The sequence below is a fragment of the Streptomyces sp. NBC_01244 genome (assembly GCF_035987325.1).
In the GTDB taxonomy this organism is placed as follows: domain Bacteria; phylum Actinomycetota; class Actinomycetes; order Streptomycetales; family Streptomycetaceae; genus Streptomyces.
On record NZ_CP108488.1, the window covers coordinates 3,994,040 to 4,018,044 of the forward strand.

17 protein-coding genes, 1 tRNA gene and 1 pseudogene are annotated in these 24,005 nt (G+C 67.7%); 9 read left to right on the plus strand and 10 right to left on the minus strand.

The window, feature by feature from the left end:
- The 10 genes from OG247_RS17675 to nirB all read right to left on the minus strand — a co-directional run bounded on the left by OG247_RS17675 (position 1) and on the right by nirB (position 15,720).
- Entirely contained in the window at positions 1 to 369 is a 369-nt protein-coding gene (locus OG247_RS17675; RefSeq protein ID WP_243335387.1) for a DUF6755 family protein, read from the minus strand.
- Complete coding sequence (locus OG247_RS17680) at positions 366 to 1,049, minus strand: QcrA and Rieske domain-containing protein (RefSeq protein WP_388498051.1); 684 nt, start codon at positions 1,047 to 1,049, stop codon at positions 366 to 368. Before OG247_RS17680 ends, OG247_RS17675 begins: the two co-directional genes overlap by 4 nt.
- Complete coding sequence (locus OG247_RS17685) at positions 1,046 to 1,645, minus strand: 4Fe-4S dicluster domain-containing protein (protein WP_327253148.1); 600 nt, start codon at positions 1,643 to 1,645, stop codon at positions 1,046 to 1,048. Before OG247_RS17685 ends, OG247_RS17680 begins: the two co-directional genes overlap by 4 nt.
- 6 nt (positions 1,646 to 1,651) lie before the next feature.
- Positions 1,652 to 3,970: a molybdopterin oxidoreductase family protein gene (locus tag OG247_RS17690; protein ID WP_327253149.1), complete on the minus strand. Its 2,319-nt coding sequence runs from the start codon at positions 3,968 to 3,970 to the stop codon at positions 1,652 to 1,654.
- A 235-nt stretch (positions 3,971 to 4,205) separates the two neighbouring features.
- Positions 4,206 to 5,300: an MFS transporter gene (locus OG247_RS17695; protein WP_327253150.1), complete on the minus strand. Its 1,095-nt coding sequence runs from the start codon at positions 5,298 to 5,300 to the stop codon at positions 4,206 to 4,208.
- 130 nt (positions 5,301 to 5,430) lie between these two features.
- A complete protein-coding gene (gene pflA, locus OG247_RS17700; protein WP_327253151.1) occupies positions 5,431 to 6,258 on the minus strand; it encodes a pyruvate formate-lyase-activating protein in 828 nt (275 codons plus the stop codon).
- 118 nt (positions 6,259 to 6,376) lie between these two features.
- Complete coding sequence (gene pflB / locus OG247_RS17705; protein WP_327253152.1) at positions 6,377 to 8,647, minus strand: formate C-acetyltransferase; 2,271 nt, start codon at positions 8,645 to 8,647, stop codon at positions 6,377 to 6,379.
- A 261-nt stretch (positions 8,648 to 8,908) separates the two neighbouring features.
- Positions 8,909 to 11,134 carry an FG-GAP repeat domain-containing protein gene (locus tag OG247_RS17710; RefSeq protein ID WP_327253153.1) on the minus strand — a complete coding sequence of 742 codons (2,226 nt, stop codon included), beginning with the start codon at positions 11,132 to 11,134 and terminating at the stop codon, positions 8,909 to 8,911.
- A gap of 187 nt (positions 11,135 to 11,321) precedes the next feature.
- Complete coding sequence (locus OG247_RS17715) at positions 11,322 to 12,743, minus strand: NarK family nitrate/nitrite MFS transporter (protein ID WP_327253154.1); 1,422 nt, start codon at positions 12,741 to 12,743, stop codon at positions 11,322 to 11,324.
- 196 nt (positions 12,744 to 12,939) lie between these two features.
- Complete coding sequence (gene nirB, locus OG247_RS17720; RefSeq protein WP_327253155.1) at positions 12,940 to 15,720, minus strand: nitrite reductase large subunit NirB; 2,781 nt, start codon at positions 15,718 to 15,720, stop codon at positions 12,940 to 12,942.
- A gap of 272 nt (positions 15,721 to 15,992) precedes the next feature.
- Between nirB and OG247_RS17725 the strand changes: the two genes are divergently transcribed.
- The 9 genes and pseudogenes from OG247_RS17725 to OG247_RS17765 all read left to right on the plus strand — a co-directional run bounded on the left by OG247_RS17725 (position 15,993) and on the right by OG247_RS17765 (position 23,996).
- Positions 15,993 to 16,715 (plus strand): sirohydrochlorin chelatase, encoded by a 723-nt coding sequence (locus tag OG247_RS17725; protein ID WP_327253156.1) that lies wholly within the window; start codon positions 15,993 to 15,995, stop codon positions 16,713 to 16,715.
- Between the two features lie 28 nt (positions 16,716 to 16,743).
- Positions 16,744 to 16,956, plus strand: a pseudogene (locus OG247_RS17730) (low temperature requirement protein A); the annotation flags it as partial.
- A 112-nt stretch (positions 16,957 to 17,068) separates the two neighbouring features.
- A complete protein-coding gene (locus OG247_RS17735) occupies positions 17,069 to 18,841 on the plus strand; it encodes a recombinase family protein (protein ID WP_327253158.1) in 1,773 nt (590 codons plus the stop codon).
- Positions 18,842 to 19,227: 386 nt separating this feature from the next.
- Positions 19,228 to 19,298: transfer RNA gene (locus OG247_RS17740), tRNA-Glu, on the plus strand.
- A gap of 284 nt (positions 19,299 to 19,582) precedes the next feature.
- Positions 19,583 to 19,738, plus strand: a complete 156-nt coding sequence (locus OG247_RS17745) for an HNH endonuclease (protein WP_327257521.1) — start codon at positions 19,583 to 19,585, stop codon at positions 19,736 to 19,738.
- Between the two features lie 272 nt (positions 19,739 to 20,010).
- Positions 20,011 to 20,355 (plus strand): phage terminase small subunit P27 family, encoded by a 345-nt coding sequence (locus OG247_RS17750; protein ID WP_442813628.1) that lies wholly within the window; start codon positions 20,011 to 20,013, stop codon positions 20,353 to 20,355.
- Between the two features lie 44 nt (positions 20,356 to 20,399).
- A complete protein-coding gene (locus OG247_RS17755; RefSeq protein ID WP_327253160.1) occupies positions 20,400 to 21,965 on the plus strand; it encodes a terminase large subunit domain-containing protein in 1,566 nt (521 codons plus the stop codon).
- 80 nt (positions 21,966 to 22,045) lie between these two features.
- A complete protein-coding gene (locus tag OG247_RS17760; protein WP_327253161.1) occupies positions 22,046 to 23,380 on the plus strand; it encodes a phage portal protein in 1,335 nt (444 codons plus the stop codon).
- On the plus strand, positions 23,364 to 23,996 hold the full coding sequence (locus OG247_RS17765) for an HK97 family phage prohead protease (protein ID WP_327253162.1): 633 nt from the start codon (positions 23,364 to 23,366) through the stop codon (positions 23,994 to 23,996). The genes OG247_RS17760 and OG247_RS17765 overlap by 17 nt, the downstream gene beginning before the upstream one ends.
- Positions 23,997 to 24,005: the final 9 nt, after the last annotated feature.

Below are 24,005 nucleotides of genomic sequence, written 5' to 3' on the forward strand. Positions count from 1 at the left end.
TCATCGGTCCTTCGGGTCGAGGAGCCACAGTCCGATCACTACGAGGAAGGACAGGATCAGGAATCCCGCTCCCCACCAGGCCGTGCCGGTGTTTCCCTTCATCCACTCGTTGACGGTCACCGTGAGCGCCCAGAGCTGGCCGATCACGACCGTGAGGGCCAGGGCGAGGCGCGCGTTGAGCCGTGAGGAACGCTCGGGCTCCTGCTCGGTGCCGGCTCCCGGGCCCGGGCCCGTGTTCCGGATCCGCGGGTCCCCGTACCCGCTGGTGGATCGGATCTGCGGGTACCGCTCGCGCACGGGGCGGTTGAGCCGGGGCTGGGCGCTGCCCGGGTGGTACTCCGGGCGGGGCGGCAGCGGAGTCTCGCTCATGTGGGCCTCCTCTCGGTGGCGCCCGCCCGGGCCGAGCCCGGGCAGCCCAGGCGGGCGGACTCCTGCGGGTGGGTGTCGCCGAACTGACGGCAGAGCGCGTCCTTGGCCGGCTCTCCCGACCGGGCGGTGGCGACGGCCCAGACGCTGCCGTCGGCCTGCTCGGTCAGGTAGATCCTCGGCAGCGGGCGGGGCGGCGGACCGGCCGTCACCTCACCGGTGCGGGCGTCGAAGACACCCTCGTGGCAGGGGCAGTACAGCTCCCCGTCGGGCCCCCGGTCCTCCCGCCACAGCACTCCGCAGGCCAGGTGCGTGCAGACGGCGGAGTAGCCCACGAGGGAGCCGTCCCCGAGGCGCACCGCCAGGGCCCGGTCGTCCTCGCCCGGGAACCGGAAGGCCACGGACTGGCCGGGGGGCAGCAGGTCGGCGACCTTCTTCGGGTCGGGCAGGCCCTCGTTGTCCCCGTGCCGGTGCAGGATGCCGGCGGCCACGCCGACACCGCCGATGGCCAGGCCTCCGGAGACGGTGGCCACGATCCGCAGGTAGTCGCGGCGGGTGGTGAGGGAGTCGGCACTGATCCGGTCGCGCAGCTGCTCGATCGCGGCATCGGCGGCCGCCCCGCCGTCTGCGTGGCCGTCGCCCTGACGTCCTGGGTGCGGAGGGGGCTGTTCGGTGACGCTCACCGGACGTCCTTTCCGTTGATCTCGACGACGGGCAGGCCGCCGGGGACGGGCCACTGGACCTTGTCGGCGGGGACGACCATGGCCACACCGGTCTGGACGACGACGTCGCCGAAGACGAAGGAGTCGGCCACCTGGACACCGGGGCGCTCCGCCTGGAGCTCTTCGAGCGTTCCGTAGAAGAGGGCCCCGGTCGGGCAGACGGTCGCGCACATCGGGGCGAGGCCGTAGGCGGTGCGGTCGTAGCAGAGGTTGCACTTCATCTGCAGCTTCGCCTGGAGGTCGATCTTCGGGATGCCGAAGGGGCAGGCGTTGACGCAGTTGGAGCAGCCGATGCAGCGGGTGGTGTCGGCCTGCTGGACCACTCCGTCGGCGGTCACCAGGATCGCGTCGGCGGGACAGACCTCGGCGCAGGGTGCGACCGGGTCCTCGCAGTGCATGCAGACGCTGGGGAGGGAGGCGACGGACATGCCGGGTTCGGTGTAGTCCAGGTGGATCATCGATTTGCCGCGGTGCGAATCGCACTCGCGGCAGGCCGAGACGCACGCCTGGCAGCCGATGCAGCGACCCGGGTCGATGAAGATCGTGCGGCCCATCATGGCGGGTCAGCTCCTCTCCGCCGTGCCACGGCCCTGCGGGGCCGTGGGGGGCAGGGGGTCGGTGCGGGAGACCTGGGCTTCCGGATAGGCCTCACGCCCCGGCGGGGTGGGCGGCGCCGGCACCTCGTCGACGCGTTCGGCGGCCTCGATCCGGGCGGCGCAGACCTTGTACTCGGGGATCTTCGAGCGGGGGTCGAGGGCGTCGATGGTCAGGGCGTTCGCGGACGTCGGGACGGGCCAGTGGTACGGGATGAACACGGTGTCGGGGCGGATCGCCTCGGTGACCAGGGCCGGGAACACCTCGCTGCCGCGCCGGGTGACCACCCGGACCGGTTCGCCGTTGCGGAAGCCGTGCGAGGGGTGGACCTCCACCCAGGGGCGGGGGGTCTGCTCGACGAGGGCGCCCAGGCGGCGGGTCTGGTTGCCGGAGAGGAAGTGCGCGACGGTGCGGCCCGTGGTGAGGGAGAGGGGGAACTCCTCGGTGTACGCGTCCATGGGCGGGTGCCATTCCACGACCTGCATGTGGATCTTGCCGTCGGGATGGTAGGTCCGGCCGTCCTCGAACAGCCGGGGGGTGCCCGGGTGCTCGGTGGAGGGGCAGGGCCAGACGATCCCGCCCGTCTCGTCGAGGCGGTCGTAGGTGATGCCGTAGTAGTCGTTGACCGTGCCGGCGGAGGCGACGCGCAGCTCCTCGAACACCTCGCGGGAGCCGGGGAAGTCGAAGTGCTTCCCGGCGCCGAGCCTCCGTGCGAGCTCGCAGATGACCCAGGTGTCGGTGCGCACCCCGGCGGGAGGTTCCTGGGCCTTGTTGTGCTTGACCACGCGGGCCTCGGCGTTGGCCATCACGCCCTCGTCCTCGGCCCAGGTGGTGACGGGGAAGACCACGTGGGCGTTGGCCGCGGTCTCGGAGAGGAAGAAGTCGAACTGGGCGTGGAACTCGGCGGTGTCGTAGCCGTCCTTGACCACCGCGTAGTTGGGGAGGGAGACGAACGGGTTGTTGCAGATGCCGATGAGGCCGCGGATCTCTTTCCGCTGCATCTGCCAGACCATCTCCATCATGGAGGTGCCCGCGCCGGGGAGTTCGGACTCCTCGATGCCCCAGATCCGGCAGATCTGCTTGCGGTGCTCCGGGTTGCCGATGGAGCGGCCGCCGGGCAGGAGGTCGGACTTCTGGCCGTGCTCGCGGCCGCCCTGACCGTTGCCCTGCCCGGTGATGGTGCCGTAGCCGGCGCCCGGCTTGCCGATGTGGCCGGTGGCCACGCACAGGTTGATGACGGACAGGCAGTTCTCGACGCCCTGGGAGTGGTGCTCGATGCCCCGGGCGTGCCAGGCCATGGCCCTGTCGGCGCCGGCGAAGACCCGTGCCACCTGGACGATCTGCGAGGCCGGTACCCCGCAGATCTCCGCGGAGCGGGACGGCGGGTACTCGGCGACGGTCTTCTTGACCTCTTCCCAGCCGGTGGTGTGCGCGGCGATGTAGGCCTCGTCGGTGAGGCCTTCGGCGATGACCACGTTCAGTACGGCGTTGAAGAAGGCCGAGTCGGTGCCGGGCTTGAGCGCGACGTGGATGTCGGCGGTGCGGGCGATGGCCGTCTCGCGCGGGTCGATCACGATCAGCGAGGCGCCCCGGTCCCGCGCGCCCCACAGGTACTGGGTCATCACGGGGAAGCACTCCCCCACGTTGGACCCGGCGATGAGCAGGCAGTCGGTGAGGAGGATGTCGGAGAAGGGGTTGCCGGCCCGGTCGATGCCGAAGGCGAGCTTGTTGGCTCCGGCGGCGCTGACCATGCACAGGCGGCCGTTGTAGTCGACGTGCTTGGTCTTCAGCGCGACCCGGGCGAACTTGCCGACCAGGTAGGTCTTCTCGGAGAACAGGCTGGCTCCGCCGAGCAGCCCGAAGGCGTCGTTGCCGTGGGCTTCCTGGATGCGCCGGATCTCGGAGACGGTGAAGTCCAGTGCCTCGTCCCAGGAGCACTCCTTGAACTCCTCGTCCCGGGAGCGCCGCATCAGCGGGGCGGTCAGCCGGTCGGGGTGGTTGACCTGCTGGTAGGCGTTGATGCCCTTGGGGCACAGCCGCATCCGGTTGATGTCGTGGTTGCGGGGCTCCACGCCGAAGACCTTGCCGCCCTTGTCCACGCGCAGGTACATCCCGCACTGCACCCCGCAGAAGCAGCAGTGGGTGGGGACCAGGGTCTCGCCGTTCTGGTCGGCGTGCCACTGGTCGGCGGGGATGCCTCCGGCGTCGCGGAAGTTGCGGGTGCCGGGCGGGGCGATGGAGGGGTCGATGGGCAGCGAGGCCCTCTTCGAGGGGTCCGTCGCGGTCACTTGAGCCTCCGGAGAATTGCGCCGTCTTCAGGAATCGGGCTCGCGCCACGACAGAAGCGAGTAGCCTGATTTGCGGGCGGTGCGTAGCGAGAACCAAGCACGCGCATCACCCTTTGCATTGCTGTTCTCCGGGCTGGTCTCAACCCGGCTGGCGCTGATCGTGGAAGACCTGACGGGCCGCTGGTCCGCCCAGGCGACGTGAGCCAGGAATCCCCTCCTCCGGGAGCGGGAGGTTTCAATTGAAGCCTTTCTTGACATGGGCCAGGTAGACGCTGCCGCGCAGCAACCTTTTGCAGCGCGGGCAGTATTCAACGAAGGCGTCGAAGTCGAGCTTCAGGTCCTTCATCGTGCCGCGCAGGTTCTCCACGTACGGGGTGGTGTCGATGGGCTCCTCGCAGCGCTTGCAGAGGAAGACCTGCTCGTCCTGGCGGGCCGTGTACTTGAAGAGCTGCATGCCGACGGCGGCCGGGCGCTGGACGATGTGGAAGAACTTCCCGAACGGGATGTAGATGAGGGTGAACACCACCGACACCATGTGCAGGATCGCGAGGAACTCGTATCCGCCGCCGTGCAGGAAGATCGAGGAGAAGGTCAGCAGCAGACCGGTCACGGAGATGACGATCAGGCAGATCAGCGGCAGCAGGTCATAGGCGAAGCGCTGGCCGGTCATGGCCCCGCGGTCCTTCATCCGCCGGTACAGGAAGTACGAGGCTCCGGGGATGACGAGGACGGCGGCGATGTCCAGGCCGTGGAACATCAGCCAGCCCAGGATGTTCAGGGAGTCGAATCCGAGGACCTTGATGCCCCAGATCCGCATCTCGTACCCGGGGCCCGTCGCGCTGTCGCCGGTGAAGGTGAACCAGCCCCAGGTCAGCGGGAAGGTGATCGCCGCGGCGAGGAGGCAGCCCCAGAACATCAGCTGGTGGGCGATCCAGCGGGGGCGCGAGCGGGCGCCGAGGAACTTCTGGAAGCCGAGGTAGGTGGCGATCATCTTCGGCACGGCGGTGGGCGCCTTGCGGAAGTTGTCGGCCGAGAAGAAGCTGCCGAAGCCCTTTTTGAACAGGCGGCGCGCGCTGGGCGCCGAGACCCACACGGTGTACCGGTAGGCCACGCCGAAGGCCAGGAAGACGGTGGCCACGGCGTAGGGCAGCAGGGCCGAGTCGAAGTCCCGCAGCAGCCGGCTGCCGAGCACGATCGCGAGGATGAGCAGGAGCGAGACGACGGTGCCGGCCAGGGTGGCCCGTGCGGTGACGGACCGCCCGGCCGGCGGCGGGGTCTCGGGCGCCGGTGGGGGCGGCGCGGCGTCGATGACTTCTGAGGGCTCGGACACAGGACCACGCTAGGTGGTATGTACCGATTCGGCCCGTTATGCGGAGCTTACGGGTGCGCCGTTCGAGTGAGGACTCGGGAGGGGGACCCGGGAGGAGCTCGGAAGGGAACTCCGGAGGGGGACCCGAAGCTCAGACCGCGTTCAGTCCCCGCGCGGCGAAGATCGCCTTCGCTTCGGCGACCTGTGCGGCGGTCGGCGACGGCGTGTCGTGGAGGGTGAACTTCATGTCGAGCGCCTCCCACTTGCTCTCGCCGAGCTTGTGGAAGGGCAGGACGTCGACCCGCGAGACGTTGCCGAGGGTGGCGGCGAAGGCGGCGACGCCCTCGATGTTCTCCGTGGCGTCGGTCAGTCCCGGCACCAGCACGAACCGCAGGTGCACCTCCTTGCCGAGGTCGGCGAGGCGGCGGGCGAAGTCCAGGGTCGGCTCCAGCGGGCGGCTGGTCACCTTCTTGTACGTCTCGCGGTCCCAGGACTTGATGTCGAGGAGCACCAGGTCCACATCGCGCAGCAGCGCGTCGGTGGCGCGGGCTCCGAGGAAGCCTGAGGTGTCCAGGGCGGTGTGCAGTCCGAGGTCGTTCTTCATCCGGTGCAGCAGTTCGCCCGCGAAGACGGGCTGGAGCAGCGGCTCGCCGCCCGAGATGGTGGCGCCGCCGCCGGACGCCGAGATGAACTTGGTGTACTTGCGGGCCTCGGCGATGACGTCGTCGGCCGAGGTGCGCTTGCCGTTGCGCATCCGCATGGTGTCGGGGTTGTGGCAGTACAGACAGGTCAGCGGGCAGCCCGACAGGAAGGTCACGAACCGGGTCCCGGGGCCGTCGACCCCGGTGGACAGGTCCCAGGAGTGCACCGTGCCCTCGCTCGGCCGCTGCGTGGCCGCGGCGGCGGGCGTCTGGCCGGCGCTCACGCTGATCGCGTTGGCGTGGCCGACGGGGAGGCTCGTACCGAAGAGGACGGTCATGGCAGGTGCTCCAGCTTCCGGATTCCGTGGGCTGATCTGGTGACGCGCGGTCCCGGGGCCGGGTGAGGGCCGGCCCCGGGCCGCGCGTGCTCGTGGGTCTCTCGAAGGACCGGAAGGATCAGAGAGAGCCGTGGAAGGTGCGGTTCAGCACGTCGAGCTGCTGAGCGCGCGTGAGGCGGACGAAGTTCACCGCGTATCCGCTGACGCGGATGGTGAGCTGCGGGTAGTTCTCCGGGTGCTCCATGGCGTCCATGAGCGTGTCGCGGTTGAGCACGTTCACGTTCATGTGGAAGCCGTCGACCGCCATGTAGCCGTCGAGGACGCCCGCCAGGTTCTTGATCCGCTCCTCGGGGGTGCGGCCCAGGCCGTCGGGGGTGACCGTGTTGGTCAGCGAGATGCCGTCCTCGGCGTCCTCGTAGGGGAGCTTCGCGACCGACAGCGCCGAGGTGACGTAGCCGTGGGTGTCGCGGCCGTTCATCGGGTTGGCGCCCGGGGAGAACGGCTCGCCCGCGCGGCGTCCGTCCGGCGTGTTGCCGGTCTTCTTGCCGTAGACCACGTTCGAGGTGATGGTGAGCACCGACTGGGTGTGCTCGGCCTCGCGGTACGTCGGGTGCTTGCGGATCTTCTTCATGAACTCCTCGACCAGCCAGACGGCGATCGAGTCGACGCGGTCGTCGTTGTTGCCGTAGGCCGGGTAGTCGCCCTCGAGGCGAAAGTCGGTGGCGAGGCCGGTCTCGTCGCGCACGGCGGTGACCTTGGCGTACTTGATGGCGGCCAGCGAGTCGGCGGCGACCGAGAGGCCGGCGATGCCGCAGGCCATGGTGCGGCGCACGTCGCGGTCGTGGAGCGCCATCTCGATGCGCTCGTAGGCGTACTTGTCGTGCATGTAGTGGATGACGTTCAGGGCGTGGACGTAGGTGTCGGCGAGCCATTCCATCTGCTCGTCGAACTTGGCCACGACCTGGTCGTAGTCCAGCACCTCGGAGGTGAGGGCGCCGGTGGACGGGCCGACCTGGGCGCCGGACTTCTCGTCGCGGCCGCCGTTGATCGCGTAGAGCAGGGTCTTGGCGAGGTTCACCCGGGCGCCGAAGAACTGCATCTGCTTGCCGACCGGCATGGCCGAGACGCAGCAGGCGATGGCGGTGTCGTCGCCGAAGCGCGGGCGCATCAGCTCGTCGGACTCGTACTGCACCGAGGAGGTGTCGATCGAGACCCGGGCGCAGAACTCCTTGAAGCCCTGCGGGAGCTGGGGCGACCAGAAGACGGTCATGTTCGGCTCGGGGGCCGGGCCGAGGTTGTAGAGGGTGTGGAGGTAGCGGAACGAGGTCTTGGTGACCAGCGGACGGCCGTCCTCGCCCATGCCGGCGATGGACTCGGTGACCCAGGTGGGGTCGCCGGAGAAGAGCTCGTCGTACTCCGGGGTGCGCAGGAAGCGGACGATGCGGAGCTTGATGATGAAGTCGTCGACCAGCTCCTGGGCCTGCTCCTCGGTGAGGATGCCGGCCTCGATGTCGCGCTGGAGGTAGACGTCGATGAAGGTGGAGGTGCGGCCGAGCGACATGGCCGCGCCGTTCTGCTCCTTCACGGCGGCCAGGTACGCGAAGTACAGCCACTGGATGGCCTCGCGGCCGGTGGTGGCCGGGCCGGAGATGTCGTACCCGTAGGAGGCGGCCATCGCCTTGAGCTCGGCGAGGGCGCGGATCTGCTCGGAGAGCTCCTCGCGCAGGCGGATCGTCTCCTCCAGCGAACGGTTGCCCGCGGGGAGGGAGTTGATCTCCTCCTTCTCCTCCTTCTTGACGGCGATGAGGCGGTCGACACCGTAGAGCGACACGCGGCGGTAGTCGCCGATGATGCGGCCGCGGCCGTACGCGTCCGGCAGCCCGGTCACGATGCCGGCCTTGCGGGCGGCGCGGATGTCGGGGGTGTAGGCGTCGAAGACACCGGCGTTGTGGGTCTTGCGGTACTCCGTGAAGACCTTCTCCAGGTCGTCGGAGACCGGGTAGCCGTAGGTCTCCAGGGCGCCGGCGACCATGCGCCAGCCGCCGTAGGGCATGATCGCGCGCTTGAGCGGGGCGTCCGTCTGGAGGCCGACGATCAGGTCCTTGTCGCGGTCGATGTAACCGGGGGCGTGCGCGGTGATCGACGACGGAATGTCGTGCGCGACGTCGTAGACGCCCTTCTCGCGCTCCTCCGGGAACTTGTCGGTGATCGCCTTCCACACGGCGGTGGTGCGCTCGGTGGGACCGGCGAGGAAGGTGTCGTCACCCTCGTACGGCGTGTAGTTCTGCTGGATGAAGTCGCGGACGTCGACGGCGTCGCGCCACAGACCGCCCTCGAAGCCGTTCCAGGCTTCGCCGTTCTTCGTGGTTTCCGCAGGGGTGGCAGTCATCGCCCGCACCTTCCGATCGCCTCATTGCTTGCATCCATTGCACGCCTTTTGATCGATCATTTGGCGCCGCGTTGGTCCTGAGCTGGGGCCCGAAGGTCCCCTGATCCCCAGCCCCCAGGGTCTCCCATCGGGGCTGACCTGGCACTTTGGGCAGGCCAAAGGTCCATCGTGCGCTTGTGAAAACTTTCACAAGATTCTCGAGAAGGCGGCGCCCGCCTCCTGTCAGGGACCGGGCGGCGGGCGCAGACGGGGAGGGGATCGTCAGAAGGGGCTGTAAGGCTTCAGGACCGAGGTGGTGCCGAGCTGCTTGCGGCCGGCGAAGCCGCCGGTGCCGGTGCCCGCGTTGAGCCAGGCGCGGCCCGTCGTGTCACGGGAGACGAGGTCGGCCTTGCCGTCGCCGGTCAGGTCGCCCGCGCCGACGACGTCCGCGTAGGTGCCGCCCCAGTCCTTGAAGACCAGCGCACGCGGCTTGAAGACGGCGGCGGCCTTCCCGGTGCCGTCGTAGCGCCAGAGCTCGCCGGAACCGTCGAGGGCCAGGATGTCGGCCTTGCCGTCGCCGTTGAGGTCTCCCGTACCGATCAGCTTCGTGTACGTGTTCCAGCCGCCGCCGACCTTGACGCGGGGGGCGAAGCCGCCGGCGCCGTTGTTCGCGTACAGGTACAGGTACCCGCTCGCGGAGGACCGGGCGAGCAGGTCGGCCTTGCCGTCGCCGGTGAGGTCACCGGTGGAGACGAGGCTGTCGTACAGCTTCCAGTCCGAGGAGATCTTCTTGTACGCGGATCCCTCCGAGGGCAGCCCGCCGCAGACCGGCGTGTACATCCGGACCTCACCGGAGGCGAGGCGGACCACCATGTCGTTGCAGCCGTCCCCGTCCAGGTCGCCGAACGGCAGGAACTTTGTGGGCTGCACCTTCGGGGGCACGGCCCAGTCCACCCGCTGGCCCTGGACCAGACCGGTGGCGCCGACGGAGAAGGACCTGAGGGCGGCCGAATAGGCATCGGTGTTGCCGGCGAGCAGTTCAGGCTTGCCGTCGTCGTTGTAGTCCCGCCACGTGGGCAGCGGGCGGCTGGAGGCCGTCGTCGCGGTGAAGGTCCGGTGCGTGATCCTGTCGTCCACGGTCGTCTGCGTGTTCCACAGCGCGACCGGGAGGCCCCGGTCGTCGGTTGCCAGCGCCGTCCCCGGCCAGAACTCGTTGATGCCCGTGCCGATGACCTTCGGCGCCGACCAGGTGCCGCCCGCGTAGGTAGAGGTGTTCACCTCACCGAGCCCCTTGTCGGCCGACCATTCCCGGGCCCAGGTGACGACGACCGAGCCGTTCCCGGCCTGCGCGGCGCGCAGCGAGCCCGGCGCGGCGTACCGGAAGGGGTGCTGCTGCGGGATCGTCCACTTCCCCGTGGTCACCGACCGCACCACGTAGCCGGACGTGTCGACCACCATCAGGTCGCCGTTCGGCAGCGCCAGCATCTGGGACCGCCAGTTCGCGGCCACGGAGCCCGCAGCCTCGACCGGGTTCCAGCCCATGGCGCCCGCCGGCTTGTGGGCATACTTCCCGAGCGTGAACCAGTGGAACCCGCCCTTGGGATGCGCGGCGAGCAGGACATCCTCCGGCTGCTCACCGAGCTGCGGCAGGTCGGCCGGCCGGGACCAGGCGGCGGAACCGGCAGCCCGCTCCAGCACCTTGTAGTACCACTTCCAGGCGGTCGGATCCGGGTCGACGCCGTCGCCCTCGTACTTGGAGTTGCCGCCCCAGATCGCCATCGCGCTGCCGTCGTTCGCGACGGCGAGCCGGAGGTCCCTCACGTTGTAGGGGTAGGTGATGCCCGGGCGCTCAATGGGCTCCGGCAACTGGTCGAGGACGGCAGGCGCGGACCAGGCGGCGCTGCCCGCCGGCCGCTCGGAGAAGGTCAGCTTGCTGGAGTCCTCCACCCAGGCGGCGGCGAGCCCGCCCGAGGCGTTGGCCGCGAGGGTGACCTTTCCGGCCGACGGGACCGTGGCGATGGTCTCCGGCGCGGAGAATGCGGTGGCGCCGGGCAGGAGGCGGGCGAAGCGGATCCGCTGGACCTTGGGGTCGGCGGTCCTTTCGACCCACTGCATCGCGACGGAGCCGTCTCCGAGGGCCGTGAGCACGGTGCTTCGTACCTTCACGGCGGGCAGCCAGTTCGTGCTGCCCGCCGGGCGTACGGAGACCACGCCCCAGGTGTTCCCGTCGATGACCTGGCGCAGGGTGGCCACGACGGTGCCGTCCTTGGCCGATTCCATGTCCATGACCTCTCCCGCGATCCCGGGGAGCTCCGTGGCCGAGCCCCACCGGCCCAGCGCGGGCGCCGCAGTGCCCGCGGTCGCGGCCAGGGCCGACGGGGCGGGATCGGGGTCGGGCGTGGCTGCCGCGGGCGCCGCGAAGGCGCTCGGCGCGGCGAGCGCCAGCGAGAGAACGGGTGCCAGCGCGAGGCCGAACCGAATGCGGGCATGACGAACGTGCAGAACCATGCTGAGAGCCCCCCCGGGCTTAAGGATCATCGTGAATGAGCCAATTGACCGCAGCGTATAGCAGCCCCCACCGGTGATCGAGACGCGGGGAAGGGGGCGAAGCACCGGAAAGCCCGGGTGGAGTGCGGGGCCGCTCACGCAGCGCTCCGCACCCGACCCGGGCTGACGACCAGAGGCCGGGGCAGGCCTAGCTGGGCGCCTCCGCGCCCTTGCGGGCGTAGAACCACCAGGCCACGACCACGCAGCTGGCGTAGAAGGCGACGAAGCCCCACATCGCGCTGGTCACGGCGAAGTTGGCGAACATCGCCGGGATGAAGAAGAAGCCGTAGGCGGCGATGGCCGCGGTGAATCCGGTCACCGCGCCCGACTCGATCTCCGCCTGCTTCAGGGCCTTCGCGTACTGCGGGGTGCCCTCCGTCAGGCCCGCGAGGTGCTGGCCGCGGAAGATGACCGGGATCTGGCGGAAGGTCGAGCCGTTGCCGATGCCCGAGAAGAAGAACGCCGACAGGAAACAGAGGAAGAAGCCGTAGAAGGAGCCCTGGTCGGAGCCCACCGGCAGGAAGGTGATCACGCCGATGATCGACGCGCCCATGCCCACGAAGGACAGGATCGTCACCCGTGCGCCTCCGAACTTGTCGGCGATCCAACCGCCCGCCCAGCGGGCCAGTGCGCCGAGCGCCGGGCCCATCCAGGCGTAGGTGGCCACGGAGTACGCCGGGAAGGTCGTCTTGATCAGGAGCGGGAGGGCCGCCGCGAAGCCGATGAAGGAGCCGAAGGTGCCGACGTAGAGCCAGGTCATCAGCCAGTTGTGCTTGCGCTTGAAGATGATCTTCTGCTGGCTGAAGGGGGTGGAGGCCACCTTCAGGTCGTTCTGGCCGAACCAGGCGATGGCCGCCAGGACGATCAGGACCGGCACCCAGACGAACGCGGCGTTCTGGAGGTAGATCTCCGAGCCGTCCGCCTTCTTCTGGCCCGAGCCGATGGCCAGCACCGAGGTGGTGATCAGGATCGGGGTGAGCAGCTGGACCACGGAGACGCCGAGGTTGCCCAGACCGCCGTTGATGCCGGTCGCGTTGCCCTTCTCCTGCTTCGGGTAGAAGAAGCCGATGTTGGCCAGCGAGGAGGAGAAGTTGGCGCCGCCGATGCCGCAGAGCGCGGCGATGGCGACCAGCGTGGTGTACGAGGTGGTGGGGTCCTGCACCGCGAAGCCCAGCCACAGCAGCGGCACGATCAGGATGACCGTGGAGAGCGCGGTGAAGCGGCGCTGGCCGATCATCGGGCCGATGAAGGTGTAGAGGATGCGGGCGGTGCCGCCCGTGATGCCGGGGACGGCCGTCAGCCAGAACAGCTGGGACTGCGAGAAGCCGAAGCCGACGTCCTTGAGGTTCGTCGCCGTGATGCTCCAGACCTGCCAGACCACGAAGGCCACCAGCAGGGCCGGCACCGCGATCCACAGGTTGCGGGTGGCGACCTTCTTGCCGGTGGTCTGCCAGAAGGACGGGTCCTCCGGCGTCCACTCCGTGATCGTGCGACCGGGGCGGTACTGCGCCGGATCGGCCACCTGCACTCGGGCGGTCGCCGCGCGCGCTTGCTGCTTGGCGGAACTCATGGCATGTCCTGAAGGTCGAAGGGGCCTGAAGGTCGAAGGGGCCTGAAGGTTCGGAGGGGTTGCGCAGAACGAAGAGAGAAGCCCTGACCTTCTTAGGGTCCGCCTACAGAGGCGGCTCACATCAGGGGAGAACGTCGTGTGGCGACAGGACAAGGTCCCGTCGCCCACAGTGCGTTGGTAGGGAGGCCGCAGAGCCTTAGAGCCCGAGCTCCACCAGCGGCAGGGACACCTCGGGGTCGTCCAGGCAGATGCCGGTGCGCAGGTCGAAGACCTGCTTGTGCATCGGCGAGGCCACGACGGGCACCCCGTCGCGCGAGCCCATGATGCCGTTGGCGATCACGTCCGCGCCCGAGAAGGGGTCCCGGTTGCCGACCGCGTAGACCTCGCCCGCACGGTCCTTGAAGACCGCGGCCTCGGTGCCGTCCGGCAGTACCGCGGTCCGCCCGCGGCCCGGCTCCAGGGACTGCGCGGCGCCCTCGGCGGCCGCCCCGAAGTCCACGCTCCCGAAGCGCTCCAGCGCCGCCGGGTCCTCCAGGACCGCCGACCACTCGTCCTCGTACGCCGACACGTGGCGCTCCATCTGCGCCTCCAGCTCCGCGCAGATCCCGAGCGAGTCCTCGATCAGGACGGCCTTCAGGTGGTCCAGGCCCGCGGCGCTGCCGCCGAGCCGCTCCAGCCAGGCGGACGTCCGCTCCAGGCGCTCGCCGGTGCGGACGTAGTACATGAGGAACCGGTCGATCAGCGCGAAGAGTTCGGCGGTGTCCAGGTCCGAGGCCAGCAGGTCGGCGTGGCGCGGGGTCGCCCCGCCGTTGCCGCTGACGTACAGGTTCCAGCCGTTGGCGGTGGCGATGACGCCGATGTCCTTGCCCCGGGCCTCCGCGCATTCGCGCAGGCAGCCCGAGACGCCGCCCTTGAACTTGTGCGGGGTGCGCAGACCCCGGTAGCGCAGCTCCAGGTCGATCGCGAGCTGGATGGAATCGCCCTGCCCGAAGCGGCAGAAGCGGGCTCCCACGCAGGACTTCACCGCGCGCAGGGACTTCCCGTACGCCTGCCCGGACTCGAATCCGGCGCCGCCCAGGCGCCGCCAGATGTCGGGCAGCTGCTCCTTCTCGACCCCGAAGAGGCCGATGCGCTGGGCGCCGGTGATCTTCGTGTAGAGGCCGTAGTCCCGGGCCACCTCGCCCAGCGCGATGACCTGTTCGGCCGTGATCTCGCCGCCGGCGACGCGCGGGATGACCGAGTAGGTGCCGTCCTTCTGGAGGTTGGCGAGGAAGAGGTCGTTGGAGTCCTGCAGGGCCGCCTGCTCGCCCGCCAGGATGTGTCCGATGCCGAGGTCGGGGGCGAGGGTGCCCAGGACGTTCGCGACGACCGGCTTGCAGACGGCGCAGCCCTCGCCGCCCTCGCCATAGGTCTCCAGCAGCTCGCTGAAGCTGCGGATGCGCTCGGTGCGGATCTTCTCGTAGATCTCCGCCCGGGTCAGGGTGAAATGTTCACACAGGCCTCGTGTCTTCTCGATGCCCGCCGCGGCCAGTTCGGCGTCCAGGACCGCTTGCAGCGTGCCGATGCAGCCGCCGCAGCCCGTGCCGGCCTTGGTGCACTTCTTGATGCCGCCGATGTCGGTGAGGGACTCCGCGACGACCGCCTCGCGCACGCGCCCCTTGGTGATGTTGTGGCAGCTGCACACCACCGCGTCATCGGGCAGCGCGTCCGCGCCGGGCAGGGCCACGCCGTCGCTCGACGGCAGGATGAAGGCCTCCGGCGGGGCCGGCAGCTGCCGGCCGGCGTGCGGCTTCAGCGAACCGTACGCCTCGGCGTCACCGACCAGGATTCCGCCGAGCAGTGCCCCGTCGGGGCCCAGCAGCAGCTTCTTGTAGACACCCTCGCGGGCGTCGGAGAAGACCACCGAGACGGCCCCGTCACGGCCCTCGGGGGCGAAGGGGTCGCCGAAGGAGGCCACGTCGGCGCCCATCAGCTTGAGCTTGGTGGAGGTGTCGGCGCCGGTGAAGGTCAGCTCGCCCGCGCCCGCCAGGGCCTCGGCGACGGTCTCCGCCATCTGGTAGCCGGGCGCGACCAGCCCGTACACCTTGCCGTCGACGGTCTGCGCGCACTCGCCGATCGCGTACACGTACGGGTCGCTGGTGCGGCAGTGGCCGTCCACGACGACCCCGCCGCGGTCGCCCACGGCCAGGCCGCACTCGCGGGCCAGACGGTCGCGCGGCCGCACACCGGCCGAGAAGACCACGACGTCGGAGCCGATCTCCTCGCCGCTGGTCAGCCGGAGCGCCTGCGCCCGCCCGTCGGGGTGGATCTGTACGCCGGCCGCGCCGACGCCCGTGTGCACGGCGACGCCCATGGACTCGATGGTGGCCCGCAGGGCGGCCGCGCCGCCGTCGTCCACCTGCAGCGGCATCAGCCGGGGCGCGAACTCCACGACGTGCGTGGCCAGTCCGAGCGTGCGCAGCGCGCCCGCCGCCTCCAGGCCGAGGAGCCCGCCGCCGATGACGACACCGGTGCGGACCTCGGGGTCCGCGGCGTACGCGGTCAGTGCCTCGACGTCGTCGAGGGTGCGGTAGGTGAAGCAGCCCTCCGCGTCGGCGCCGTCGATCGGCGGCACGAAGGGGTAGGAGCCGGTGGCGAGCACGAGCGCGTCGTAGCGGAGCACGTCGCCGGAGCGGGCGGTGACCGTACGGGCCGTGGTGTCGATGAGCTCCGCCGGGTCGCCGAGGCGCAGGTCGATGCCGTACGTCTCCAGGAAGCCGGGCGGGGCCAAGGACAGCTCCTCGCCGGTGGAGCCGGTGAAGGCCGCGGACAGGTGAACGCGGTCGTAGGCCGGGCGCTCCTCCTCGGCGAGGACGGTGACCTGCCAGCCGCCGCGTTCGGGGCGGGCCGGGTCGGCGAGCGCGTCACGCTCGGCGAGCGCCTCCAGCAGGCGGTGCCCCACCATGCCGTGGCCGATGACAACCAGCGTCTGCCCCATGGATCTCACTCCGTGTGTCCCTGTGCCGCGCGGTCCCGGGGCGGCCAGGGCGGCCGGGCCAAGACGTCACGCGTGCATGCGTTCCGACTCTTCGACGGTAGGTCGGCGCCACCGCCCCGAACGCCCGAAAAGGACCCCTGGGGACGGGGAAACGACCCTTTCCGCACAGGACCTCCGGCCCGCCCCGCGGGCCCTTGGCCAGGCTGTCCCGGGCCCGCGCCGCGCCTAGCGTGGGAGGGGGACCCACGGGGTGGATCAGGGAGGCAGACCACATGCTCGTCATCGCCGTCCACGGCAGCGCGGTTCCGGAGGCCGCCGCGACCATTGACCGGCTCGTCTCCGCCGTCGAGGCCATCAGCGGGGTGCACGCGCTGGTCGGCCACCTCGACGTGCAGCGCCCCTCGCTCGCCGAGGTCGTACGGGAGCACCCGCGCGCGGTGGTGGTCCCGCTGCTGCTCGGCGACGGTTTCCACCGCCGCGTCGACATACCCGCCGTCCTGGAGGGCACCGGCTGCGTCCTCACCGAGGGCCTCAGCAGCGAGCGCGACGTCGCCCGCGCCCTGCACGGCCGGCTGCGCGAGGCCGAGCGGCGCCGCGGCCCGTACACCCGGGCCGACGCGGTGGTGGTGGCCGGCGCCGGCTCCTCCCGCCCGGGCGGCAACGCCGGTACGGAGGCCTGCGCTGCCCAGCTGGCCGCCCTGCTCGAGTACGACGACGGAGCCGCCCCCGTCCCCGCGGTCCCCGCCTACCTCACCTCCGCCGGGCCCACCGTCCCCGAAGCCCTGGCCTCCCTCCAGGACGCCGGGTACCGCCGGATCGCGGTGGCGGCGCACCTGCTGGCCCCGGGCCGCTTCATGCGCACCCTGAACGCCTCGGCCGCCTGGACGGTCTCGGAGCCGCTGGCCGATCACCCGCGCCTCGCCCGCCTCGTCCTGGGCCGGTACGAGTCCGCCCGGGGCACACGGGCCCTGAGGGCCGCGCGCCTCGCCTGCTGAGCCCCGTAGGGCTGCTGTCCTGGGCGGTATGCCCGTGGCCTACGTACCCATGACCGCCCGCAGCCGGGACGAGGGCCACCGCGCCTCGACCCCGCTGGAGCTCTTCTTCGACCTGTGCTTCGTCGTCGCCATCGCGCAGGCGGGCGCCCAGCTCGTGCACGCGCTGGCCGAGGGCCATCCCGGCACCGGCTTGATCAGCTACTTCTTCGTGTTCTTCGGCGTGTGGTGCCTATGGACCAACGGAGCAATACCGCTCTGACCTGGGGTTAGTCACCGACTCCCTTCGGTCAGACGACGAAGGGGACTCCGTGATAGCTGTAGCCGAACGAGAAGACTTGCCCACGCTCCGCGCGTTGGGCTTCACAGACGACGACCTGAAGGAACTGGGGCTGTGGGACGTCCCCAGCGGCCCACCGGAAGACCTTGCCGAAGCGTACGTTCGGCGCAGCAAGAAGAGCGATGATCTTGCGTCGCTCAGGGGGCACGTACGAGACATCTGCCGTGCGGCGCAGAACGAAAACAAGCGCATCCGGCATGTGTGGTTCGAACAGGTCAGCGCGTCGAAGGCGTACGTAAAGCGCGAAGAGTTTGACAATGCCGTTGCTGCGATCAAGGCGGGATTGAGCAAGACACTCTTCATTTGGAAGACCGACCGTCTCAGCCGGCGCGGCATGGGTCACGTTGGGCTCTTGCTGGACGAATTCGACAAGCGCGGCGCGAAGATCGTGAGCGTTACCGAAGGGCTCGATTCGTCCAAGGGTAGCCGCATGGTGTTCGCCATTCTCAGCGAACGGGCGCGCGACGAAGCGAAGGACATTGCGCTTCGCACGAAGAACGGCGTGGACTCGCACAAGTCCGAAGGCCGTTGGGTGGGTGGCGTTAAGCCCTATGGTCTTGGGTGCACAGACGGCAAGCTTCACCACAATCCGGCGGAATACCCGACGGCACGCCGCATTGCGAAACTGTTGCTCGAAGGCGAAACCCCGGCAACCATCGCTAACACCCTGAACGCTGAACAGGTAAAGACCCGAAAGGGCAAGAAGTGGCGCGCTCAGACGGTTATTCACCTTGCCCAGTCACCTTCATGGGCGGGGCTCATCCCTAACCGGGAACGGGCGAAAGACGATTTCGGTCAGTCGCTTGATAAGTGGTTCCGGGGCGGGGAACCGCTCCTTGGGGCGGACGGTCATCCGATTTCGGCAGGGGACGGCGTTGTGACCTACGCGGAATGGGTCAAGATCAACGCCATAATCAGCGGACGGAGTAGGCCCGGAACGGCAATCGGGGACAAGACGCGGGGTGTCCGCAAGGCGGTAACGATCATGACGGGAAGTTTCCGCTGCCCTCACTGCAAAGGCCCCATGGGGAACGGCGGAGCAAACTACCGGTGCCAAGCCCGCATCACTCAAGGCCCAGCCGTATGCATTGGCGTAGCCACATCGCGCGGACGCGTAGATACAGCCATGGGCGTGTTGTGGGTGAACCACGTTTCGCGCCTCTCGCCAGAAAGCCCCACGATCCACGAGATTGCCCGTCGGTTCCTTGCGTACGGCGACCCTGAGAAGGAAGCCCGCAAGGGTGCCGTCAGCGCTGCCCTAGAACGGGCCGTCAGCCGCGAACTGAGGCTCAACAAAGAGTTCTTCGTCGGCAGCATGGATGAGACCCAGTACGACGCGCTGAGGGGCGAACTGGGGGTACAGATAGCGGCGCTGAAGGCGGAGCTGACGGAGTTGGGGCGCGGGGCGGACCTCAGCCCGCTCATGAGCCCTGAAAGCCTTGTGGCCATATGGAACGCCGAAGGCGTGGACGGGAAGCGCGCGTTGCTGTCCGCTGCGCTCAAGTCGGTAACCATCGTGCCGGCGAAGGGGGTTGGCGACCGTACCCCGATCATGGAGCGCCTGATTCCCGTATGGCGCGACGCTGAAGGGATGCCTGACGACGTGGCGGAAGGCGTAGCGAAGACCTTTGACCGGCGCGCACGGAAGAAGGCCCAGGCCCGTCGTGTGGCCGATGCGACGAAGGCAGCGCCGGAGTCTGTAGAGCAACTGAAGGTGGAGTTGCTCGGCTTGATGGCAGAAACCGAAGCGGAACGGCGCAAGGAACGCAGGAAGGCACAGCAGCGCTGACAGCGGAAGGGGTCCGATCCTTTGGGGTCGGGCCCCCTTTTTAAGGTCTGAATATTTAGTTAGACTAACTAGCTGTTCCTTCGTCACCACAGCGGGCAAGGGCAGGCTTCTGACCTGGGCTTTGTGACGTAGTGACGGAATGACTTAAACCCATGATTCCTATAAGACTTCTCTAAGGGCAATCTGGATTCGACACCACATCGTCACAGCATCACCCCGCCCTTCCCCGCTGAGCCGGCTTCCGCAAGTCACCGACTCCCTTCATATAGGTAGTGGGGAAACGCACCGCGCATATAGCACCGTTACGGATGGGCGCTTGAGTGCACCCCACTGAACGCGCCGGTTGCTCCCTTGACTTCTCTCCCAGGGTTGAGCAACCGGCAATGCCCCGTTGGTCTAACGGTTAGGACACTGCCCTTTCAAGGCGGGCGTATCGGTTCGAATCCGGTACGGGGAACTGCATACGAACCTACTCACTGTGAGTGGGTTGAGCGTGAGGGGTAGGGGGGTCCCTGCCTATAGGGGGGTGTCCCCGGAAGGGGGTACCCCGTGCGTACACGGTGCCTTGACTGTCGAGAGTGGGCTACCCATAGCGGCAGGTGCGCGCTACACCATGCGGACTACAACGCACGGCGCAGCGTGAAGAGCCATGCCAAGAGGCGTGCGGCTATCGCGCGGGGTAACAACGCAGCGGCCAAGCTGAGGCGCCTAGTGCGTAAGGCTGTGGGTGCTGAGTGCGCTGTGTGCCGTGGTTGGTATCTGCCTTCCATGCTGGACATTGACCACATCAAGCCGCTTGCATTGGGTGGCGAAGACGTGGAAGAGAACGTTCAAGCACTGTGCAAGTCATGCCACAAGGCGAAGACGGCAATGGACTTCGGAAAGCGTCCCTTCTAGTAGGGGAAGGTGGTTCCAAAGTTCCCGGGAATTCATCTCAGCGATCCCGGTCCCAGCTCGGAAAACGCACGCTAGGTGTGACGCCGGTTTTTCCCGACGACCCTTGTGAACACTGGCCAAGCGCCACTTCGGCACGCCGAGAATGGGTCAGTTAACGACCTGTTAAGGGGGTGCTAATGAGTCGCGCGAAGGCGCCGGACATGCGTACCGGCAACGCCAACACTGCCGCTGACTCCGCTGCCCCCGTCGTGTACGAGGGACGCGCGCCCAGGGTGCCCAGTCACCTGAAGGCCACGGGTAAGGACGTGTGGCGCAACGTGTGGTCAGCCGGCCTAGGGGCTTACTCCCCCGAGACTGACCGCAACCTGATTACGCGGTACTGCGAACTGCATGACCGGCGTGACGTGCTGCTGACTGAGGTGACCCGCGACGGGCTGACCCAGGAAGGCAGTACGGGGCAGATTGTTGCGCACCCGCTCTTGCGCTTTGTGGAGTCCACGGAGAAGGAACTACGCGCCATTGAGACGGCGATTGGGTTCACTCCGGAAGCCCGCCTGAGGCTTGGCCTAGTTGCTGCTGAGGCGCGCAAGGTTGCGGCGGGTCCGGAGGATTTCTAACCGACTCACGGTGAGTAGGTTCACAGCTTGTCGGGGGGTGACCGGTGACGAACATTGACCCGGTCATTTCCCGGCACATACCCGCTGACGCACCGTTCCCTTCTGAGGGTTACCGGGTCGCGAAGTGGATTGAAGAGTTTTGCTACCTGACCGGAAGCTTTGCCGGCCAACCCTTCCGCCTTCTTCCCTGGCAGCGTGAACTTCTCGTTGACGCCTATGAGCTGACGCTAGATTCGTTCGGCCGTTGGAAGCGAAAGCACCGAACGGTTGTCGTGTGCGTCGCTCGCAAGAACGGCAAGTCAACGATTGCCGCTGCCATCATGCTCTATCACTTGATCGCTGATCGGGCGGACGCACAGCGTCAGATCATCGCTGCCGCGAATGACAGAAACCAAGCCAGAATGGTTTTTGACTCCGCGAAGCAAATGGTCAACGCAAGCCCCAAGCTTGCCGCCGTATGCGACGTACAGCGCGACGTCATCAGGTACAAGGACAACACTTACCGCGTCGTCTCCGCTGACGCTGGACGGCAACAGGGCCTGAACCCTGCCGCTGTCAGTCTGGACGAATACGCGTTCAGCAAGCACAGCGACTTGTTCGACGCGCTGACGCTCGGTTCTGCCGCGCGTAATCAGCCCATGTTCCTGATCATCAGTACCGCCGGACCCGACCCGGATGGACCCTTTGCCGCACTGTGCGAACAGGGTGAGCGGGTCAACTCCGGTGAAGCTGACGACCCGACTTTGTTCTATCGCTCGTGGGGCCCGAAGCTGAGCGAGACGGTTGACCACCTTGACCCGGAAGTCTGGGCAGCGTGCAACCCGTCGTACGAGATTCTGAACCCGGACGACTTCAAGGCGGCAGCGCAGCGGAGTACGGAAGCGTCATTCCGCATCTACCGACTGAGCCAATTCGTACGCGGTGCGTCCACGTGGTTGCCCCATGGGCTGTGGGATTCACTCGCTGTGGAAGCCCCGCCGCTTGAGTCTGGGGACGAAGTTGTCTTGGGGTTCGACGGTTCTTGGAAGGGTGACAGCACAGCGCTTGTTGCCTGCCGAATTGCTGACCTTCGGGTGTTCGTTCTGGGCCACTGGGAAGCGCCGGCTGATGACGTTCACTGGCGGGTCCCCATGGCGGACGTGCGCGAAGCGCTCTATGACGCGATTGACGTCTATCGGGTGCGCAACCTTGTTGCCGACCCGTACCGCTGGGAAGAGACGCTTGACAACTTGGAAGCTGACGGCTTCCCCGTTGAAGCCTTTCCGACCAACTCACTGAAGCGCATGGTGCCTGCCACCCAGGCCGTTTACGACGCCTGCCGTGACGGCCGGCTGAGCCACGACGGCAACCCTTCGCTTGCTCGCCACATCGGTAATGCGGTGCTCCGTGAGGACAAGAACGGCGCGCGCATCACGAAGGAACACGCTTCCTCGCGCCGAAAAATTGACCTTGCGGTTGCCATGATCCTCAGCGTCTGGGGCGCTGTGATGTGGCGCGAAGACAACGGCACTGTCACGAACACGGCGATTCTCGCAACGTGGGAAGGCAGCGACGGGCAGGTGTTCACGTCCGGGCTTCCTGAGTCCGAAGACTTCTTTTCTGATCTCTAACCCACTCACGGTGAGTGGGTTGATTCCGACTGACCGAAGGGGGCACTGTGCGCGTTTGGCAATCCGCCTTCGGGTGGCTCATGGGGCGTGACGACGAAGCCGAACGGGCCTGGGAACCGTACGACCCGGAGCTTTACAACCTGGGTGTCACGGCGGCTTCGGGTGAGCGCGTAACGCCTCACGATGCCCTTCAGGTGTCCGCTGTCTTCGGCTGTGTCCGGCTTCTCTCCGAGACGATTGCCACGCTGCCTCTTGGCACCTACAGCAAGCGCGGCGGGGTGCGTCGGGCGATTGACTCACCCGAGTGGATTGACTACCCGAACGCGGAACCTGGGGGCATGGGGCGAATAGACATCCTGTCTCAGACAGTGCTGTCCCTTCTCCTTCAGGGCAACGCGTTCCTTGCGATCCGTTGGCAGGGTCCCAACATCGTGGGGCTTGACGTGCTTGACCCCACAAAGATCAAGGTGCACATGGTGCAGCTTGAATCGAACGGGGTCCGCCGCAAGGTCTTTGAAGCGTTCGACGTTGACGACGACGGCAACGAAGTGTTGCTTGGCTGGTTCACCCCGCGCGACGTCCTTCACATTCCCGGGATGATGCTTCCCGGTGAGTTCGTCGGATGCTCCCCCATTACGTACGCGCGTGAGTCCATTGGGCTTGCCCTTGCCTCACAGAAGTACGGCAGCAAGTTCTTCGCCAACGGTGCCGTACCGGGCGCTGTGGTCGAAGTGCCGGGAAGCATGTCTGAGGACGGCTTGAAGCGCGCGCGTGAGGCGTGGCGCACCGCGAACTCTGGCGTGGATAACGCGCATAGAGTCGCGCTCCTCACTGAGGGTGCCAAGTTTTCGAAGGTGGCCATGAGCCCCGACGAAGCGCAGTTCCTTCAGACCCGTCAGTTTCAGGTTCCGGAAATTGCGCGCATCTTTGGCGTGCCGCCGCACCTGATTTCGGACGCGACCAACTCAACTTCGTGGGGCTCCGGCCTTGCTGAACAGAACATCGCGTTCACGATGTTCAGCCTTCGCCCGTGGCTTGAGCGCATTGAGTCGGGCCTTAACCGTCTTCTCTTCGCTGAGACGGCGGACCGGTTCCGCTTCGTGAAGTTCAACCTTGAAGGCATTCAGCGCGGAGCGCCGAAAGAGCGCATGGAGCTCTACAGCCTGGGGCTTCAGAACGGCATTTACAGCATTGACGAAGTGCGTGCTTCTGAAGACCTTCCGCCCCTTCCCGACGGGATAGGCGAGACGTACCGGGTGCCGCTCAACCTGGGCGAAGTTGGCGAAGAGCCTGAGCCGGAGCCGGAGCCGGAACCCCCGGCCATTGAGCCTCCGCCGGCTGATGAGCCGGACGAAGAAGAGCCGGACGAAGAGCCGGACGACGAAGGGTCAACTGAAGATGACGGAGACGCGTGAGCGTCGTCTAGCCGTCGGAGTCCTTGAAGAGCGCGCGTCTGATGACGGGCGCATTTCTATGCGCGGGTACGCGTACCGGTTCAACGAACTGAGTCACGACCTGGGCGGCTTTCGGGAACGGATTGTTCCCGGGGCCGGTGCTCCGTCGCTGCGTACGAACGACGTGTATGCAACGTTCAACCACGATACGCGGAGTCTGCTAGGGCGAACGTCCAGCGGCACGCTTCGGGTGGGTGAAGACCGCGAAGGCGGTTGGTACGAGATTGATCTACCGGACACGACGGTTGGCCGTGACGTTGCTGAGCTTTTGAAGCGTGGCGACCTTCGCGGGTCTAGCTTCACGTTCCGCGTGCTTGACGGGGGTCAGCGCCGGTCCGACGAAGACGACCCGGACACGGGCCTTCCCGTTCGGGAGATCACGGCCATGGACGTTGTGGAACTGGGCCCGGTTGTGAATCCGGCCTACCCCACAACTCAGGCTTCGCTTCGGTCGATTGAAGAGACCTTGCGGATTGGGGAGTTCGCGCCCCCTAAGGAAGAGCGCGGTTCTGCGCCGGCCATTGAGCCGGTTTCTCATCCTGACACGCGTGCGCTTGTTCGCGCGCTTATCAAGTAAGGGGGTCCC

Coding starts and splice junctions, on each gene's coding strand:
- OG247_RS17675 (WP_243335387.1), bottom strand. CDS start 369: ATGAGCGAGACTCCGCTGCCGCCCCGCCCGGAGTACCACCCGGGCAGC.
- OG247_RS17685 (WP_327253148.1), bottom strand. CDS start 1,645: ATGATGGGCCGCACGATCTTCATCGACCCGGGTCGCTGCATCGGCTGC.
- pflA (WP_327253151.1), bottom strand. CDS start 6,258: ATGACCGTCCTCTTCGGTACGAGCCTCCCCGTCGGCCACGCCAACGCG.
- pflB (WP_327253152.1), bottom strand. CDS start 8,647: ATGACTGCCACCCCTGCGGAAACCACGAAGAACGGCGAAGCCTGGAAC.
- OG247_RS17710 (WP_327253153.1), bottom strand. CDS start 11,134: ATGGTTCTGCACGTTCGTCATGCCCGCATTCGGTTCGGCCTCGCGCTG.
- OG247_RS17715 (WP_327253154.1), bottom strand. CDS start 12,743: ATGAGTTCCGCCAAGCAGCAAGCGCGCGCGGCGACCGCCCGAGTGCAG.
- nirB (WP_327253155.1), bottom strand. CDS start 15,720: ATGGGGCAGACGCTGGTTGTCATCGGCCACGGCATGGTGGGGCACCGC.
- OG247_RS17725 (WP_327253156.1), top strand. CDS start 15,993: ATGCTCGTCATCGCCGTCCACGGCAGCGCGGTTCCGGAGGCCGCCGCG.
- OG247_RS17760 (WP_327253161.1), top strand. CDS start 22,046: ATGGGGCGTGACGACGAAGCCGAACGGGCCTGGGAACCGTACGACCCG.
- OG247_RS17765 (WP_327253162.1), top strand. CDS start 23,364: ATGACGGAGACGCGTGAGCGTCGTCTAGCCGTCGGAGTCCTTGAAGAG.